The organism is Shewanella sp. A32 (genome assembly GCF_029167175.1).
GTDB classification, from domain to species: domain Bacteria; phylum Pseudomonadota; class Gammaproteobacteria; order Enterobacterales; family Shewanellaceae; genus Shewanella; species Shewanella yunxiaonensis.
Window position 1 is genome coordinate 14,373 of record NZ_JARFTS010000010.1, and the last position, 17,954, is coordinate 32,326.

The window sequence follows — 17,954 nt, forward strand, 5'->3', positions numbered from 1 at the left end:
ACTACGAACCAATGTAACGTAAGCGTTTTTTCTCTTTTAATTTTTCTATATCGACCAGCACCAGCCCATTGATACAGTCTGCAAAATCAGCATCAATACCAAAAGCCAGGAATTTCACCCCCTGTGGCTGACACAGTTCACCGTATTGTTTGTAGAGTGTTGGTACTGCAGTGCCCATACTGGCAAGCGTCTGTTTGAGATGTTTAAACGCCTGTTCGTACCCCAGCCCTTGGTAACAAGCATCCAGTTCCTGTTGTCGTATGGTGGATATTGAGTAAGGATGGAGTGATTCTGCTAGTAGTGTTGATGGGAACTGGGACAGGTAAAAGTGGACCAGCATTTCTTTAGCCGGTGCCGGTAACTGATTACTGATAGTGACTGGGCCAAACAGATAACGATATTGCGGGTTCTTGGCCAGAAACGCGCCAATACCGTACCAGAGATAATCCAGGCTGCGTTTGCCCCAGTATTTCGGCTGGACAAAACTACGCCCTAATTCCAGACCGTGCTGGAAATACTGAGTGAACGCTGGTTGATAATGAAATAACGATTCACTATATAGTGTTTGACCTGCCTCATGTAATGTCTGTGCGCTGGCAAAACGATAAGCACCAACCACCTCCATCTCCGCTTGGTCCCATAACACCAAATGTAAGTAATGTGGGTCATATTGATCAGTGTCACGACGCTCGCCAGTGCCTTCTCCTACAGCTCTGAAAGCCATTTCTCTGAGCCGACCAATTTCTCGCATGATGGGATTACTGCTTTGGTGGCGGTAAAGATAGATCTGCTTATTATCTTGCGTTTCCCCTAGAAGTTCGCATTCCGCTAGCGCTTTATAAAGCGCTAAACGGTTTTCTGGGTGAGCAATCGCTCTCTGGGTTCTGAATAAACCAACACGATTTTTACCAATGCGGTATAAATGATTTTTCAGCAGGCTGACTTTAGTTTTAATCGGGAAATCATTTCCGTTTACCGCGTCAGCCGGGATGAGCTCGCCGATCCGTACCGGCAGATTGTTGTTGGCCTGTTTAAACATCTCTTTGACTAACAGTAAGGTAGCCAAAGGTTTGTACAACATCGACGCCCCATAAAAAGTTGGAGAGTTGCGCGCATCAACAAACATGGGTAACAACGGCGCATCACAACTAATAGCCATCCGTAAAAAGCCACTATGCCAGCGTGTATCTCTTACACCATTAGGCCGTAAACGAGAGACCTCACCTGAAGGAAAGATTAAAACTGCGCCATCATTGCGTAAATGCTCTTGGATCTTTTCCAGATATTGGCGCGGCGTGCCACCCGTCATATTTTTTACTGGTAACAACAGATTGTGTAAGGGTTCCAAGGTCATCAGCATTTCATTGGCAACCACTTTCAAATCGCTTCTGATTTCATTTAACAGTTTTATTAAAACCAGCGCATCCAACGAGCCAATAGGATGATTAGCAAAGATAACTACACGCCCTTGTGGTGGCACATTTTCGAGCTGATTATCTGGTACTGTGTAGCTGATATTAAAGGTTTGAAGGACCCGCTCAACAAAGTCTATCCCTTTTAAGTGACTAAACTGAGACGCTATTTCATTGCACTGTTGTTCATTTAACAGGTAGCGCAGCATTGCTTTGGTGGGTTTGACGAGCCATGGCTTATTGTTGAGTTGTGGCAGGTTATCTTCGATGACTTTGTCGACGGTAAAAATCATGATGGAGTCCTGAACTGTTAATTATGTCTCGCCAAAGCGATACAGATGTAGGGCAGATCCAGGCAGAAGATAAGTTAGAAAATTGACCGGTAGATGAAGGCTGGATGGCAGTCTTATGACAGTGACTAAGGGCGATGATAAAACATCACCCTTCGCGCACTAAAAATTAGAAGAACAAGTGAGACATTCCAGCAATAACCGGAAGGGTAACGAGTGTACGTAGTAAAAAGATAACGAATAACTCCCAGGCGTTAACAGGTATCTTGCTGCCGATAAGCAGTGCCCCGACTTCGCTCATATAGATAAGCTGAGTGACTGATAGTGCCGCAATGATAAAGCGGGTAATCTCCGCGTGAATTCCATTACTGGCAAGAATTGAAGGAATAAACATGTCGGCAAAACCCACAACAATGGTTTTAGACGCTTCAGCGGCTTCTGGAATGTGCAACAATTCGAGTAATGGAATAAATGGCATCCCAAGATAATCAAAAACGGGGGTGTATTCGGCAATCATCAGCGCAATCGTGCCAATGGCCATCACCACGGGGATAATGCCAAAAATCATGTCGATAACGTTTTTGCTGCCTTCTTCCAGGATCTTGCCTATGCCACCGGTGTGTGCCGCTTTATTTAACGCTAAATGAATCCCCCAAGACAATGCATGATGACCTTCTGGTACGGCTTCATCGTCTTTTTTGCGCGGAGTGCCATTGAGATAGTTATCTTTTTTCCAACATAGTGGTGGTAATCGAGGAACCACAATTGCTGCTACCACCCCAGCGAGGCATACCGTTAGATAAAAGGGAATAAACTTTGCTTCCAAGCCAACCTGCGTAATTACCACCAAGCTGAAGGTGATGGAGACCGCTGAGAAGGTTGTCCCAATAATGGCGGCTTCCCGTTGGGTATAAAAATTGTCTTCATACTGTTTGCTTGTCAGCAGAATGCCGACGCTGCCATCCCCCAACCATGATGCCATACAGTCGATGGCACTTCTTCCTGGCAGATTAAATACTGGCCGCATGACAGTGGTCAACAAGGTGCCAAACAACTCCAATAAGCCAAAGTTCAGTAGCAGCGGTAATAACAAACCTGCAAAGAAAAACACGCAGAACAATACGGGAAGTAAATCGTTCATGACTAAACCGCCCGTATCCGCAGAACGGATTGCCTCCGGACCGATCCCAAAATAAGTCAGGGTGACGAATGTTGCACCAGTTACCCTTACTAGAAGCCAGAATGGACTGATATTGAACAATGCATTGAGAAAGTGATGTGTCCTAACAGCCTTGGGGCGAAAAATTTTGACCAGCAATGTTGCCGATGCCATAAACAGGGCAACAACTAAAATGATGGTGGTGAGATAATCATTCAGTAAATGTTGTAAGCCTTTGGCGAGAATGGCAACGGGAATGGTGATGGCATCGTTAAAACTGACGGGTGTCATAAACAATAAAACACCGATCAGGGAAGGAATAATAAAAGTGAGGATGGTTTTTATATTATGGTTACGAGGTTCGGTCACGTTTAGGCCCATTGTTATTATTTGAGTGTTGGCCTATCGGCCGCGCATTACTATGCAAAAATCCTTGCATGAAAGTCACAAGATTACCGCCTCGGGCGAACCTTGTAAATTTGTCTGTACCGGGGCGAGTACTTATGTGGTCAACCGTGAGAATATATTCAAGTGGCTAAGCGTTTTTGCAAGAATTCCCACATGACACCATGATGCTTGGACATTAACGGTTACATTATTCCAGTGCGGAAGTAGCTATATGTAATTAAAAAAGTTTTCAACCATTTCTGTCGTAAATGCGGGGCGTCCATCATCTGCGCAACTATCGAGGCGAATTGTTACTTTGCCAAGTGGCGCATCAACTTGTAACAATGTACCTTTGTTAGATGCTATCCGGTAAAATTATGCGTGATTGGTGGTAAGTCACTGTAACATTTGTGGTGCACACCAGAGCGTCTTGGGGATGACAGTAATGATCGGAAAAAAGCAGCGATTGAATAGATTGGCGCTGGGGTTCGGGATTCTCGGACTCCTCGGATTATTGCTGGGCGTGATCCTGTCGGTTGCCGGGTACAGTGCACTGGCAGATGACAGTTTTAGACTTACCAACCACACCATGAGTGAATTGGGTAATTATGGCCATTCTCCGTTTGCTGTGGCGTTAAATGGTGGCCTGTTTTTTGGCAGCTTAAGCTTAGTGCTGTTTAGCCTCTATTCTTTGCAGTTATCACAAACCATCACTGGTGTATTGAGTTATTTGGGGTTAGCCGTTACCTGTATGGCCTTAGCGGGCATTGGGTTGTTTCCGGTCAATGTCTATCACCTTCATGTGTTCATGTTGAAGTGGTTTTTTATTTTTGGGTGTGCTACCACATTGATGTTTATGGTGAATCAGGCGGTTTCATTGGCTGGAAATCATCTGCGTTGGGGATGGGTAACGGCATTACTTAGCTGTATCAGTTTCGCCGTATTCCTATTTTTACCATTATTTGAATTGGATTTTACCGATGGCAATCGACCCTTCTATCAAGAAATGGTGTTAGAAATCACTCGCCCACATTTGTGGTGGCCAGCTGTTTTGCAATGGTTGAGTTTGGGTTGCTTTATATTATGGCTTGCTACGTTACTGCTTGAATGCTTCCACAATTTAAAGCAACCCTCTGATTAAATAACCCTTTCCATTCCCGCGTTGTTGTGCCAATACCCATTGCAAGCATTTGCAGCAATAGTATCTGGGAACTCGCCGCGGGTTAATTCTGTCGCCATGGTAATAGATTGCTGATTTACCGGTGACACTCGGAACCACGAAACGCCTATAGCCTCCATCACCGGTATTTGCTGACGTAAGTCACAACAGGCGGCAGACTGCGTCTGTATCCCGTTTAGTCGCAGTAACGGCTGATGTTCTTGGGTTTGCGCCAGCACACCTTGTGGGTATTGTTCACAGGCAATACCACATCCATCCTTTGCCAGTCCTTTCAGCCGCGCGGTGAAACAACGTGCAGAGTGCGCCAAAGGCAAATGACCATAGCCAATCACTTCCGCTTCAAAATTTGCTAAAGGTGTTAACACCGCCTTTAACCAGTCACAGGAAAGATCGACTGGCATGACAAATCGTTGCATCCCCCATTCAGCCATTTTATCTAGTGTTGCTCGGTTGTAGTTGTTGATGGTGGGTCCGCAGATAAAAGGTATTCCTAATTCATTGGCCATCGCGACCGCCGCCATATCGTTTGCTTCTATGGCGAAATCACCGTTTTCTAGTTGCTTCCTGAGTTCCGTTTGTTCAGATGCGGTTTCGATAAGTGCCAGTGTGGATAGCACAACTTGCTTACCGGTGGACTGGAGCATTTTTGCCAGTGCAACATAGTCAGCCCATTTGACCTGGCGCCGCCGACTGCACACTGTTTCACCAAGATAGACCAGTGGGATAGGGCTATTGGCCACATCATCGTAAAAAGTAAAAACATCAGATTTGGACCAGCAGTACATCAATGGTCCCAAAGATATATTCATCTGTTGATTCCTATTGCCAGCTTCGTTCGTATGCACCGAGCGTAGTGGTTTGTCCTTCAGACACCTTGGCCAGTGCGGACAACCATTCTTTTTTGCTTTGGAATTGTGCAGGTGCTGCCAAATAGCTATCGATAGCATCGCGCCATACCCGCGTCACTTGTTCGACATAGGCCGGACTGCGTTGCCGTCCTTCTATTTTTAACGACACTATTCCGGCAGCAGCTAATTCAGGGATCAATTCCAAAGTACTTAAGCTGGTGGGGGATTCCAGTAAAAATTGTGCGGTTCCAGCATCTTCTGCCAAATACCGACCTTTGCAGACCACTGGATAGCCCATCTGTTCATCAATGCCTGAACGGTCGATTAACACCTCATTAAGACGGGTCAAGCGATTATCACCTTGTTCCTGCCATCGGACATAGCGAGCTGGCGAACATGAACCGCCGCTATTGGGTGATTCGCCTGTGACATATGACGACAGTTGGCAGCGCCCTTCGGCCATGATACAGAGACTGCCGAAAGCAAACACTTCGAGATCAACCGGACTGACTTTGGCGAGGTCTTTGACTTGTTTAATAGATAACACTCTGGGTAACACGGCACGTTGGATATTGAATTGCTTTTGATAGAAATCCAACCCTGCCAGATTGGTAACACTGGCCTGCACAGACAGGTGCAAGGGTATTTCTGGGTAGTGGCTGTGGGCATAGTCTAATAACGAAATATCGGCCATGATCAGGCCATCAGCACCGCTATTCACAGCCAAGTCTACGGCTTGATGCCAACGTTGTTCTTGCCCCGGTTGCGGGAATGTATTTATGGTCAGATAAAACTTACGTTTGCTGCGTTTAACTAATGTTGCTGCTTCCTGCAGTCTTTGCGGCGTAAAGTTTAATCCAGCAAAGGAACGGGCGTTGGTGTCATCTTTCAATCCCAAGTACACCGCATCAGCGCCAGCATTCAGTGCCGCCTTCAGTGAGGCCAGGTTCCCAGCGGGACACAGAAGTTCCATGTCGAAAAGTGCTCCCTATGGATACAAAGGGGCAAGTTTATCGAGGTTTGATCTGTTAAGAATTGATGTAAAACAGGTTTGAGATCATAAATAGTGGCTAAAATGCCAAGCCGGTAGCCTTTAATGGAGAATAAAACAATGCCTAACGAGTTGATGTCTCGCATGGCCAAGGAGTTGTTGGTTGTAGTGCCTAAAATCGCCGCAAAACCACTGGTGATGATCCCTTTTGCTGCGAAAGCAAAAGTGATAGAACAATTGCTGCAACACCTGTTATCTGAGCAGATTGCCGCCGATGAACTGGAATTTTTACAGGGTCATTGGGTAGCCGTATCTGTTGCTGATCTTCAGTTATCTTTTGAAGTTAGCTTTGAGCACAGATTTACAGTAAGACCAGTTAGCTCGCCTGCTGTGACGTTTAGTGCGAACAGTGGCGATTTATTGCTTGTCGCTGCTGGTAAGGAAGATCCCGATACTCTATTTTTTCAACGAAGACTGTGTATTGAAGGTGATACAGAGTTAGGGCTCGAGGTCAAAAATATGTTGCTGGCGATTGACTTACAACAATTTCCGTCATCAGTGCGAACTCTTCTGGATAAGCTGGCAAAATCATTGCTGTGGCTACAGCAAACCTCTATCACACAGGTGCAACCGGCCTAAAAAAAAAAGAGCGACCCATGGGGGTCGCTTAGTATTTTCAGACACACATTCTGAAAAATCGCGCTATTTCAAAAGGGAGGATATGATGAAAATCAAAACCTATCGTCCTTTCAGACTACTGTTGTTCAAAACAGTTCCTTAAAATCTAATAAATTTTATCAAATAACATTTATTAGGATTTTCATCTGTAACATAAATGAACCGCTATTGTTAATTAGTCAACTTTATGTGCGTTCTGACAAAAAAAAATGGCAACCAAAGGTTGCCAGAGAATTATTTGAAAGCACACAGTGCGCTAGAACGATGTGCTCTCCAAGGGAGTTAATGATGAACACGAAAATCCGTTTCATAAGATATGACTGGGCGTCTTCGAAATAGTTCAAAAATGGTTTAATTTTTAGTTGAGAATTTTAAATCTGTTTAACGCCATTAAGAAATCATAAAGTTGTGTCGAAGTGATTTAATCGAAACGGCCGTTATTGAGCGCGTTAGCGTGACAAAAAAATGGCAACCCCAAGGTTGCCGGAATGAATCATGTAAAGTGACAAAATCACAGTGCGCTAGAGCCGTGTCTGTCAAAAAGGGAGATGATGAAACACAAGACCAAGTCTTACTTAATCAGACTAAGCTTGCAGTCTTTAGTTCCCATGAAGGACGAAATTTTTTAGGATTTATAAAAAAAGCGGCAACCCAAAGGTTGCCGGAATATTAATACTTTATAGCAGGACAAACATGCTGTGGACTAGCACAGTATTTGTCAAAAGGGAGATGATGAAACACAAGACCATGTCTTGCTTAATCAGACTAGACCTACATTCATTAGTTCCCAGGGAACGCAAAATATTTTTAAAAGCCCTAAATAAAAAAACGGCAACTATCCAGTTGCCGAAAAGAAGGAATTTACAAGGAGTAGAAACCGATAACGGGACGCTCAGTTAAAAGGGAAAACCGAGCTCATCGGCCCTAATACGTAAGACATATAATAAATCTGTCAGTTCCCTGATGATGAAAATAATCTCGACATGCCATAAAAAAAGGCAGTCACATGATGACTGCCTTCTGATCCATCCGGATCAATGGGGCTGCGCTAGAAGCCCCGCTAGGGAGAATGATGAACAAAAAATCTCTGCTCATTTCATTGGAGTATTCAGGGAATAAAAGGTTCCAACATTCCATAAAAATTTCAACAGAAAATTATAACTTCAATAATTCAGATAGTTGCTTTTTCAATGCATCTGGCTTGGTTGTCGGTGCAAACCGGTCAACTACATTTCCTTGGCGATTTACTAAAAATTTAGTGAAGTTCCATTTGATTGCTGAAGAACCGAAAACGCCAGGCGCCTGTTTTTTCAAAAATTGATACAAGGGATGAGCATTAGCACCATTGACGTCGATTTTTGCGAACAGCGGAAAACTGACGCCATAGTTGAGCTCACAGAATCTAGCAATCTCTTGTTCATTGCCCGGCTCCTGTGCGCCAAACTGATTACAAGGAAATCCTAAAACCACCAACCCGTTATCTTTAAACTCTTGGTATAGTTCCTCTAGGCCCTGATATTGAGGCGTAAAACCACATTTGCTAGCAGTGTTTACAATTAACATGACTTTATTTTTATATGAGGCGAGATTGCTTTTATTTCCTTGAGTATCAATAACATCAATATCATATATCGAGCTGCTCATATGCTTCTCCAATGGTTTTTCTGATGGCAGTATAGGTTGAAATAAAAATTGTACACAACTTAATTTTCTGCCATTTATTCTGTAAGGTCAGCTTGAATGATGTCGCTTTAGACCGGAAAACGATAAAGCGGAAATGGGGAAGCCCGGGGGGCGCGGGTACTCAGTTGCTGAATTTGCGTTAGGCAGATATCAAAAGCGGGACAAAGCGCTTAACCGCTTTGTCCCGGTAGTATTATTGTGCGGTTGTTGGTGCGACTACTGCATTGAAATCCTGCTGTACATCCTGACCGGCGACCACTGATATTTCATGCAATTGCTCAGTTGGATTAGGAATGACAATACCATCATATTGGGACGGCTCGTCATTTTCAGCGCTGCAGGTAAAGGCAACAGTATAGTCACCGGTAGGCAGGTATCCAAACGAGTAACTTCCGTAGTTTCCAGAATCCCAGGTCACACCAGCGGAGGCATATGGTTCAATAATCCCCTCTGGCAGCGTAGCGGTATTGGTATCCGGGTCGTAATTGTCAGCAAGTTTACTGCTGTCCAAGCTATGACCAGGGTAAACATATACAAAGTTGCCGGTATCGGCGTTACACCCGTTAGCACCGAAGAGGTTGATGTCAACATTGCCATATACGGCAGCAACAGCGGCATTGTTAAGGATTTTTACGCCGTGAGGCTTGAGGTTATATCGAGCCCCATTACTGTTTTCTACCAAGGATTGGCGTAAATCAAACTCAATGGTAAAGCTCTGGACACTGTCCTGGCCGACTGTGAACCCGCCAAGTTGTAATTTTTGGCTGGGTTGTTTAAGCGGGATCTGTCCGTTGTCATCTACAACATAGCTCAGATCTGAACCGGTAGATTCATCTAGGATATGCAGGATCAGGTTGTCGTAGGTCCCAGTTGGAATCGGCTGGTCCGTGATGATCATGGCACTGTCAGTGCCTTGATATTGCATTAAGTCGAGTTGACGGTAGCTTTCGCCGTTCGGGCCAGAAACGTCTAATACAATGTTGTCCTGACCGCTTTTCACCAATTCAATTTGATCAAAGGCAATGACGACCTTTTGGGCGCTATCCACTGGTGCATCAGAAACGGAAAAGGACACTTTCGCCATATTTTTAGTAGGGTCAGTGGTATCGCTGCCGCCACAAGCTACCAGCATCATAGAGGCAACTACTGGTGTGAGATAAAATAATTTGCTGTGTTTCATCGATTACTCCCTTTCAATCTTGTGAGTTCCAAACATTGGGTTACAAAAACTTTAATTTTGTTTACACAATATGCGGTGTTGGCTTAACAATCCCTGAATGACGATGAGACTGGAAAAAGCGCGTGCACCCGTTGGAGCAGATATCGGTGGATTAATAGATGAGTATAGTCAATCGCGAAACTGTCGTGCCTGCTTTCAACAATCAGCGTGGCAAAAGCGATCTGTTGCGATGTGATACACTATCCCAAAAGGTCGCTTGCCGACTGCCGTTTCACCTTCAAAAATGGTGTTACTTTTAAGGCGAAATTTTTATAAGACACCAGACTATGATTATCCGTCTCTATTGTCATCGTTATAAAAGTTCATACATACAGGCACCGTCTGAAGCGGCATCTCCAACGTCGCGTCGACGGCTAAATCAGCAACTGTTGCGCTATTGTCTGTCGCTTCATCAAGACTTTTCTCCGGATGATTGGCGATTCCAGACGGGAGCCCACGGAAAGCCCACACTGATTGATATTCAACAAGCGCATAGTCAATTGCAGTTTAATTTGAGTCATAGCCGCGATTGGTTGGTGATTGCGGTGTTGGAACAGGCGACAACATCTAGCTGTGTCGGTGTTGATGTTGAACAAATTAAGCGCAGTCGCAATATTCGTTCGATCGCTGAGCATTATTTTTCAGCGGCAGAACAAGCACAGTTAATGGCGCTATCAAAAGAGGATTATACCGCTGCGTTTTATCGTCTTTGGGTAATGAAGGAAGCTTATGTCAAAGCCACTGGCCAAGGGCTATCTCAAGGGTTAAATACCTTTAGTTTTGATCTGAATTCATCGCAGCCACTCGCTAATTTTTCTTTAAACTCAGTGTCTGGTGACGGATTTGCACAACACTTCAGCTGGTGTTTTTTACATGGCGCAGTGGGTGACACATCTTTGGCGTTAGCCGTCGGTAGCGAATCGCCATTTTCTTCGGCTAATGGCGACTCGCTCAACCTCTATCGGGTGTGTCAGGATTCACCCGATACTTGGTATCTACAAGCTGGGAACTTGTCCGATGTTATTGCCGTGCCAGGCGATTGCTTTCTGGCAGATGTTCAAAGTCGCTGCGAAAAGGGTTGATATCCAATCCACCTCGACGGGTATAACGTGCATATACCGTCAATTTACTGCACTGACAATAACGCTTGAGATCTGTAAATATGCGCTCGACACATTGTTCATGAAACTCATTATGTTGACGGAATGAGATCAAGTAATGCAGTAACTTTTCCCGATCGATCTTGGGCCCCTGATACCGGATCATCACGCTACCCCAGTCAGGTTGAGAGGTGATAAGACAGTTAGATTTTAACAAGTTAGAATTCAGGGTTTCAGCAACGATCTGTTTGCTGTCAGTGCTATTGCGCAACCAGTCAGGATTGAAACTGTACTCCACAACATCGATATCAATATCATCAATACAGATCCCTGGAAGTTCTGTAATACGTTGTCCCGAAAATTGTTTTGGCTCAATCACCTTTACCGCTACGTTTCCATCTGCACAGCGAGACAAGTCTTGTGTCAGCATCTGTTGCAGTTGTTCTACAGATTCAACTTTGGTCTGGTTAAAACTGTTGAGATAAAGTTTGAATGACTTTGACTCCACCAGATTCTTACTTTCAGCATCCAGATGGACTTCTGCCATGGCCACCATTGGCTTTCCTTTAGTGTTCAGCCAGGACAGCTCGTATGCGGTCCAGATATCGGCGCCGTGAAAGGGCATTGGGGCAGACAATGCAATGGCATCACGATTTAATTGCCTTGGCACTGCCTGTAACAATTCTGGTGCATAGGTATCGCGGTAACGAGTGGTTTTGCCTAGAGTCAACTTAGCCAGGGCTTCCGCGTTTTCGTATGGGGTTTGATTCTGTGTCATCAATGGTGAATTCGTGCCAAAATATGAAGTCATTATACTCGATTTGTGAGCGTTCATAAGTGTCTTGTGCCGAGGCTCTAGAGCAATTTTTTGCCCAATACCAACAATGTTACCAATCTGCATTAGGCGAATTCCCACGTTTTTATGCAGGCGGTGAACCATCAGAATGTGTGTTAGACTGGGAACATGACGATCCGGTTCAATGGCAAGCCATACACCGACAATCAACCGCTTCATTTGCCAATGTGGGGGAGGCGCTGTCGATTAACTTGCATCCTGATATCGAACAGTTTTATGGCCATTTTTTTGCGGGGCCACTGAAATTTGATTCACCTTTTGGCAGCGGTGAGTTACTGCAAGTATGGAATGATAAGGACTTCGGCTACTTGCAGGAGAATCTGATTGGGCACCTGATGATGAAAAAAAGGCTGCGTCAGTCGCCAACGTGGTTCATTGGAATACTTGAGCAACATGAAGAGATGCTGACAGTGGACAATAACGATGGTTCAGTTTGGGCTGAGCGACCAGGTGAGGCACCATACGAGCGACTGGCTGACAATCTTGCTGATTTTTTACGAATGTTATCACCACGAGTGACAGACGCCGTGCGTTATCAGGAACTTGATGACTCTACTAGCGCGTCAGTCCATCCAGGTATATTCGCCAGTCTTAAACGCATGTGGCTTAACTTGTTTCCCAAGCGCTAAATACCGGGTTATTGAAAGTCCCAAGAAAGATTGGAAACGATTCTGCAGTGGTCACATTTGAAGTGAAACAAGTCAAGAATGGGCTCTGCTTGACGCCAATCTTTGCTGCCGCATCGTGGGCAGCCGCGTTGCGTTTCTGCCTTTCGGCTCTCTCCACCAACACGATAGAGATAGTAATAAGTAGGAATTTTTGTCAGGTACTCTATTCTGCCGCGCAAATCCCAACCTCGGCGAAAGAGGTCACTTGAGGTGTCACTGAGTTCATGTAATGCGGCAAATTCTGCCGCTGTGGCAGACGCCATCTGTAATTCATCACATGCTTGCCACTCCGTTTGCCAGCGGATCAGCTGTTTATGATCGCCATTAAAGGTTGCCGGAATGCGATACAGCGGAATTGGCAGAAGTGAGTCTCCACTTCGCAGTGGCGAGCACATATGAACATAACTGGTATATAAAAGTTGCCAGGAGGGGCTTTCCTCACAACTTATTTCAGAATTGATATCCTGTCCCAATAATTTTTCGCGCGGAGCCAATAATTTTGCATCAGCGAGCGCATGTAACGCTTGCTTGGCCCAAGGACTATTAAAGCGGTTAGCAAGACTTTGTGTTTCGGGCAACAAGAGCCGAACCCTAAAGGAACCCTCATGCAATGCGACCGCAAATTCTCTCCCCATGACTTGGCCATTTGCCCGCCAGGCTTCTAACAGATTGTTAATCGCTTTTTCTGCCAAAGATACTGTTGTGTCAGCGTAGCAGTCAAACCGAAGCTCTGTGACAAACATTAATCTTGCTCCAACTGATGATTTTCTAGTTGTGTTATACGTTGTTCTAAGCGGTGACAGTAATCGGTAAGCTGAGCTATTTGTAATTGTATGTCATTTAGTTGTGTTTCTGCGGGGGCGGTTTCCGTTCCCTCAGCCGTGATCGATGTTGGTGTAATGCTAGTTGCCACTCGGTCAATTTCCTCGTCTGTCATCGCTTTAAATCGCTGCAATCCCGCGACCAATAAAGGCATCGGGACCTTCCCACCAACTTTAGCTTTTAACAGCGCGAGTGTCGGGGTTTGACCTTTGCGGCTGAGGGTTACTGCGGCGGCAATTATCTGTGATAACTCAAGTGACATAGTGGCGAAAACCTCATTGATTGGCTGTACCTCAAGAACAGTGCTGATTAGCTTTAACGCATCTGAAAATCAATATGTTGAAGTATGTGAAATTTGCTCATCTTCCCGACTTTTATGGTGCAATATTTTCCTGAGTTCAGAAAGTTAATGGATTACCCATCGTTACCCGTCATGGGAACTGCAAGCTTAGGGCTTAGGAATCGCGTGGTCAATGTCAGTAATGATGAAGACTGGAATAGTCACCGTTTGAAGAAAATCTTACTGTTAAATCCATTATGATTCATGCGCTTCAAACCGAGGATCGCTAGCAGTAAATGCAACCTGGCATGGGAAGTTGTTGTTAGTGAGATTTATCAGTCGGATTGACGACCTGTTGAGCCTCCGTCAATCAATAGCAATTACGATACATGGGCGCCTGTGGTGGTTAATCAACAGGCGTCATTACGCTGATGAGAGTGGTGCTGACCAACAGTTGTTATTAGCGTCGAAGAGATGTATCGAGATGATCAATCACTTCAACCCATTGGGCATCGGCATCAAGCGATTCTTTCAGAAAGGCCTTTTGCGCTGGCGTCCAGAAAGGCGCATCCACGAGGTTCACTTCCTTGGGAAGATAGTGGCGCTGAAAGAAATCTTGGATGGCGCTGTTACTGCTTTCAAGACCTAGCTGTTGAAATAGCGCGGCCATATTATTGTGGCTAGTGTCCATAACTGTTCTCCGCTATTGCTGATATTCAAAGTATATCAGCAATAGCACGATGCCACTTTTTGCCAGAAAGAATCTGCTATTTCAGCTGATATAGCGGGTGCTTGATACCATCGATATGGTGCTTATTATATATAGCTTTCCACTTCTGCTCATAAGCTTGTGAGATATGTCTTACAAACATGTGAGACATTTAAGAAATTTTCTCGCTGAAATATCCACTCATTTAAAATAATATTAATTAAATTCAGTATATTAGTGTTTTTTTGCGGACTAGATAATTGTGGGGGGGACGAATAAAAAAATATGCCTACGCCGTTTTTATACCTCTTTAGAGTAATATTTATCTCGTCCACGGAACGGTACTTAATGGATACTATCAGGATGATAGTAAGCTGGAGGGAAGCGGTTCAGGGATGATACAAGGAAAGTATGCTGACATGAAGTCGGATCAACATGGATGTAGAAAGTGATTTCGGGATGAAATCATCATCAGGACAAAGCACAGGACGTTACTGCTGGATGCTCAAGGATGATGTTGGACACGCTTAAGGACTGGGCATAGACCGATAAACGGAACTATCGGTGTTAAGGGACTGGTACGAGGATACAGGGACTCACCAGGAAGGTTACGGAGCAAAGGACGCATCTCATTCGCAGGGATGGAGCAGGGAAGCAATTGCATAGCGGGACGGCTTAGCAATGTAACAGAAAGGCGCGGCTCAATGAGTCGCGCCTTTTCTTTTTTAATCGCACTAATCGATAGCGTTGCTGCTTGGTCAGATCGATTGATTAATTAATTAATGGCATCCGCCGGAGCGACATCCACCACCACAGCCACCACTGACTTTGCCCCGACTGGTAGGTGCTTGTTCCCATTCTGGTTCTGGAAAAATCGGCCATTCAATTTTCTGGATACGCTTGCCGATCATCAGAATGTGACCTTTATATTGGTTAATCCCATCGGTGCTGAATTCAAATTGGAAATTAGCTTTCCAGCCCAATCCCGCGCCTAGGCAGGGACGTGCAGAGTTCATGGCTACTGAGAGTAGTTGTACTCGTTGACGCTTAACCTCGCGTTCCGCAAATTGGCGGCAAATTTCTGCCATTTGCCGCAGTTGCCAAAAGAAAGCGGCGATCACTACCAGGCCTGCCATCATTAAAAAATCAGTCATCATCTTTGCGTGTTCCTGAAGAGTCCGCCAATTGCGGTACTGAGTTGCACACTACGCTCCGGATTTCGCAATTCACCTAATAACACCGTGCGTATCGCGGGAATCGCCACAATATCAGCAAAGATTGTAATAAAGAAGTCCAGCGGTTGCCTTGCCAATGACTCCAGAAAGATTTTGCGGCATTGCTCTTGTTTTAAGACCATCCAGCAACGGGCAGCAATGGCTAACAACATATCCCGGCTCAACCATGCTTCCTCCTTGACTGATGTTTCAATCGCAGTCGCACAACTATCAGGCTGAGATGCCAAAGCCCTCAAATAATAGGACTGCACTGTCGCTTCTTGGTTGGGAAGATAAGCACTAATTTTTGCGGCCAATTCTTTAGATATTGTAACGTGTTCCAACAGTTGGCAGAGTGCAATACGGACTTCAACTGCCGATGATCCTAGGGCTTCTGCCAATAATTTCGGATGTTCGAGTTGCTCTGCGCGAGCGCAGACATCCGCGAGTCCCTGTAAGCCAACGGCTTGCCAATGTTGCGCTGCATCATTGCCAGAAAGATACTGACAGGCATATTCATATTGTGCGGATGCTGGTTGACCAAGTTGACGCCGCACCAGTGCATTGAATAACGCTAATTTTTCCTGCGATGGCCGAAAGCTGAAAGGGTGACTTGCAAGTTGTTGTTGCTGCGCTTCTGTCAGTTCCTTTTTAAGGTCTGTTCCCATAGCTTCAAGCAACATTTCAATAAACTGACTGCGTCCAGCGGGATTTAACAGTCCCTGCTCATCCAATGGCAACTTCAAAAACCAAATAAAGGGGGCGGTCGGTCGTTCCCAAAACACTAATGCAAAACACGCATGCCCCTGAATAGGGTAGGGATATGGTGCAGTTAATGCCTCAATCTGTCGAAAAGCCATAACATCTATAGACTGCACCCTGCGGCCCATGTCATAAATCAGATACTGGCTGGTGGCGGCATTTAGTAATTCACCAAAGGTAGAGATTGTGTGCATAGCGGTTTCAGTCTGCGGTTAAGATTGCCGCGCATTATAGGGATAACTACTGCAGGATGGTATGATAAGCACCAATTAATTGCAGACTATCTAATGAGCGCAATATGCTTTATCAGCAGACACTATTACATTTGCACGCTATCGAAAATGAGCTTAAGCGACTGGCAATGTGGAGTGCGACCAAACCTGCTGCTATTGCGCTCGCTAGCACGGCCCCTTTTGCTTGTGACACCTTGCCGCTGGAACATTGGCTACAGTTTATTTTTTTGCCCAAAATGCATCAATTAATCAGTAGTCAGCAGCCGTTACCTTCCAAAATCGCTATTGCCCCAATGGCGCAATATGTCTGGGCACAAAAGCAGGAAACCCGTGATTTAATCGTTGTACTGGAGAGGCTGGATGAGTTGCTCGGTGGAAAATGAAGAAACAGCGTTGAGTGAAGCGCCGCAAATTAACATCCTTTACGAGGATGAGTATTTAGTCGCCATCCACAAACCTGCCGGATTGCTGGTACATAAAACCTATCTGGCTCGGCGCGAGCGTTATTTTGCGATGCAGATGACGCGTGATTTAGTGGGATGTCATGTTTTCCCGGTGCATCGGCTGGACCGCCCCACCTCCGGCGTATTATTGTTCGCTAAAAGTAGCCAGATTGCGCATCAGATTTGTATGCAATTCGAGGCGCGCCAAGTCAGCAAATACTATCTGGCGTTAGTGCGCGGGAATGTGTTCGACGGTGGCTTATTGGACTATCCGCTCAAAGAGGAACTGGATGAGGTTGCTGATAAAATGGCCAATCAGGAACGGGAAGCCCAATCCGCCATTACCCGCTTCGAGCCACTGTTGAATGCGGAAATTCCGGTGCCTTCAGGACGTTATCAAACCTCGCGGTTTGCGTTATTACGGCTACAGCCTCTGACTGGACGCAAACACCAGTTGCGGCGCCACATGGATCATCTGCGTCATCCGATTATCGGTGACACCGCTCATGGCGATGGTAAACAAAATCGCTTTTTTCGCGAATATACCGGCATCAATCGTTTATGGTTGCTGGCGCAAAAGCTCTCAGTGACACATCCAGTATCTGGTGAGCCACTCACCATTGTGACTGAACCGGAGCCAGAATGGGAACAGGTTTTCACTGCTCTAGGATGGGGGGCGAGTGAGTTGTCGACCTCAGACGCCCTATTAGTTACAGGTGCTTGAAAAACTATTAGTTACAGGTGCTTGAAAAACTATTTGTTACGTTGCTGCATCATGTCCAATAAGGGCATATAAGCATCCAATGTGAAGTGGTGGTGGTGCTGATCTTGTTGGCGAATCGCCTGGAAATAACAAATTTTGCGTGTGTGGGTAATACGCTGATGTTGTTTAATCAGTTTCTGGCGGCTGCTCTGTCGCATTACTGCGTTCCTTTCTGACCTAGATATGTGAAGTCGACTGCTTTGGTCTAGTTGCAGGCGGGGCAGTCGATAAAGTATTTTGGGACAAGAAATATTCCC

19 protein-coding genes are annotated in these 17,954 nt (G+C 45.3%); 6 read left to right on the forward strand and 13 right to left on the reverse strand.

Translation table 11 applies throughout. The features are described 5' to 3' along the window. Nucleotide 1: 1 nt before the first annotated feature. Together PY479_RS09295 and PY479_RS09300 are read right to left on the reverse strand one after the other, a co-directional pair. Complete coding sequence (locus PY479_RS09295; RefSeq protein WP_275483585.1) at nt 2–1,705, reverse strand: lysophospholipid acyltransferase family protein; 1,704 nt, start codon at nt 1,703–1,705, stop codon at nt 2–4. Between the two features lie 166 nt (nt 1,706–1,871). Next, on the reverse strand, nt 1,872–3,242 hold the full coding sequence (locus tag PY479_RS09300; RefSeq protein ID WP_275483586.1) for a YjiH family protein: 1,371 nt from the start codon (nt 3,240–3,242) through the stop codon (nt 1,872–1,874). Nucleotides 3,243–3,684: 442 nt separating this feature from the next. Here PY479_RS09300 and PY479_RS09305 point away from each other — a divergent pair, with 442 nt between their 5' ends. Next, the gene (locus PY479_RS09305; protein ID WP_275483587.1) at nt 3,685–4,389 is read left to right on the forward strand and encodes a DUF998 domain-containing protein; all 705 of its coding nucleotides are present in this window, start codon (nt 3,685–3,687) and stop codon (nt 4,387–4,389) included. On the opposite strand, the gene PY479_RS09310 is transcribed toward PY479_RS09305, so the two are convergent. Together PY479_RS09310 and PY479_RS09315 are read right to left on the reverse strand one after the other, a co-directional pair. Beyond that, nucleotides 4,386–5,237, reverse strand: coding sequence for a U32 family peptidase (locus tag PY479_RS09310; protein WP_275483588.1), 852 nt, complete (start codon nt 5,235–5,237; stop codon nt 4,386–4,388). The genes PY479_RS09305 and PY479_RS09310 overlap by 4 nt on opposite strands. Before the next feature lie 10 nt (nt 5,238–5,247). Next, complete coding sequence (locus tag PY479_RS09315; RefSeq protein ID WP_275483589.1) at nt 5,248–6,249, reverse strand: peptidase U32 family protein; 1,002 nt, start codon at nt 6,247–6,249, stop codon at nt 5,248–5,250. Nucleotides 6,250–6,387: 138 nt separating this feature from the next. Between PY479_RS09315 and PY479_RS09320 the strand changes: the two genes are divergently transcribed. Beyond that, nucleotides 6,388–6,906, forward strand: coding sequence for an SCP2 sterol-binding domain-containing protein (locus PY479_RS09320; RefSeq protein WP_212596631.1), 519 nt, complete (start codon nt 6,388–6,390; stop codon nt 6,904–6,906). A gap of 1,194 nt (nt 6,907–8,100) precedes the next feature. Here PY479_RS09320 and PY479_RS09325 read toward each other — a convergent pair. Continuing rightward, on the reverse strand, nt 8,101–8,589 hold the full coding sequence (locus tag PY479_RS09325; RefSeq protein WP_275483590.1) for a glutathione peroxidase: 489 nt from the start codon (nt 8,587–8,589) through the stop codon (nt 8,101–8,103). A 232-nt stretch (nt 8,590–8,821) separates the two neighbouring features. After that, complete coding sequence (locus PY479_RS09330; RefSeq protein ID WP_275483591.1) at nt 8,822–9,808, reverse strand: DUF4382 domain-containing protein; 987 nt, start codon at nt 9,806–9,808, stop codon at nt 8,822–8,824. Between the two features lie 326 nt (nt 9,809–10,134). Between PY479_RS09330 and PY479_RS09335 the strand changes: the two genes are divergently transcribed. After that, on the forward strand, nt 10,135–10,929 hold the full coding sequence (locus tag PY479_RS09335; protein ID WP_275483592.1) for a 4'-phosphopantetheinyl transferase superfamily protein: 795 nt from the start codon (nt 10,135–10,137) through the stop codon (nt 10,927–10,929). Here PY479_RS09335 and queF read toward each other — a convergent pair. After that, nucleotides 10,868–11,725 (reverse strand): NADPH-dependent 7-cyano-7-deazaguanine reductase QueF, encoded by an 858-nt coding sequence (gene queF, locus PY479_RS09340; protein WP_212593952.1) that lies wholly within the window; start codon nt 11,723–11,725, stop codon nt 10,868–10,870. The two genes, PY479_RS09335 and queF, sit on opposite strands and share 62 nt — an antisense overlap. A gap of 59 nt (nt 11,726–11,784) precedes the next feature. On the opposite strand from queF, the gene syd reads away from it, so the two are divergent. After that, nucleotides 11,785–12,432: a SecY-interacting protein gene (gene syd, locus PY479_RS09345; protein ID WP_275483593.1), complete on the forward strand. Its 648-nt coding sequence runs from the start codon at nt 11,785–11,787 to the stop codon at nt 12,430–12,432. A gap of 8 nt (nt 12,433–12,440) precedes the next feature. Here the strand turns inward: syd and PY479_RS09350 are convergent, their stop codons facing one another. From PY479_RS09350 to PY479_RS09370, 5 genes are all read right to left on the reverse strand, one after another. Then, on the reverse strand, nt 12,441–13,214 hold the full coding sequence (locus tag PY479_RS09350) for a Zn-ribbon-containing protein (RefSeq protein WP_212593950.1): 774 nt from the start codon (nt 13,212–13,214) through the stop codon (nt 12,441–12,443). After that, nucleotides 13,214–13,555 (reverse strand): hypothetical protein, encoded by a 342-nt coding sequence (locus PY479_RS09355; protein WP_275483594.1) that lies wholly within the window; start codon nt 13,553–13,555, stop codon nt 13,214–13,216. The genes PY479_RS09350 and PY479_RS09355 overlap by 1 nt, the downstream gene beginning before the upstream one ends. Before the next feature lie 478 nt (nt 13,556–14,033). Next, nucleotides 14,034–14,264, reverse strand: coding sequence for a DUF2789 domain-containing protein (locus tag PY479_RS09360; protein ID WP_275483595.1), 231 nt, complete (start codon nt 14,262–14,264; stop codon nt 14,034–14,036). A 797-nt stretch (nt 14,265–15,061) separates the two neighbouring features. Continuing rightward, nucleotides 15,062–15,439 (reverse strand): DUF3301 domain-containing protein, encoded by a 378-nt coding sequence (locus PY479_RS09365; protein WP_212593947.1) that lies wholly within the window; start codon nt 15,437–15,439, stop codon nt 15,062–15,064. Further along, a complete protein-coding gene (locus tag PY479_RS09370; RefSeq protein ID WP_275483596.1) occupies nt 15,436–16,452 on the reverse strand; it encodes a DUF3549 family protein in 1,017 nt (338 codons plus the stop codon). The genes PY479_RS09365 and PY479_RS09370 overlap by 4 nt, the downstream gene beginning before the upstream one ends. Nucleotides 16,453–16,556: 104 nt before the next feature. On the opposite strand from PY479_RS09370, the gene PY479_RS09375 reads away from it, so the two are divergent. Continuing rightward, nucleotides 16,557–16,874 carry a YqcC family protein gene (locus tag PY479_RS09375; protein ID WP_212593945.1) on the forward strand — a complete coding sequence of 106 codons (318 nt, stop codon included), beginning with the start codon at nt 16,557–16,559 and terminating at the stop codon, nt 16,872–16,874. Continuing rightward, nucleotides 16,852–17,658 (forward strand): tRNA pseudouridine(65) synthase TruC, encoded by an 807-nt coding sequence (gene truC / locus PY479_RS09380; protein ID WP_275483597.1) that lies wholly within the window; start codon nt 16,852–16,854, stop codon nt 17,656–17,658. Before PY479_RS09375 ends, truC begins: the two co-directional genes overlap by 23 nt. A gap of 29 nt (nt 17,659–17,687) precedes the next feature. On the opposite strand, the gene PY479_RS09385 is transcribed toward truC, so the two are convergent. Beyond that, nucleotides 17,688–17,855 carry a hypothetical protein gene (locus PY479_RS09385; RefSeq protein WP_212593943.1) on the reverse strand — a complete coding sequence of 56 codons (168 nt, stop codon included), beginning with the start codon at nt 17,853–17,855 and terminating at the stop codon, nt 17,688–17,690. Nucleotides 17,856–17,954 lie beyond the last annotated feature (99 nt).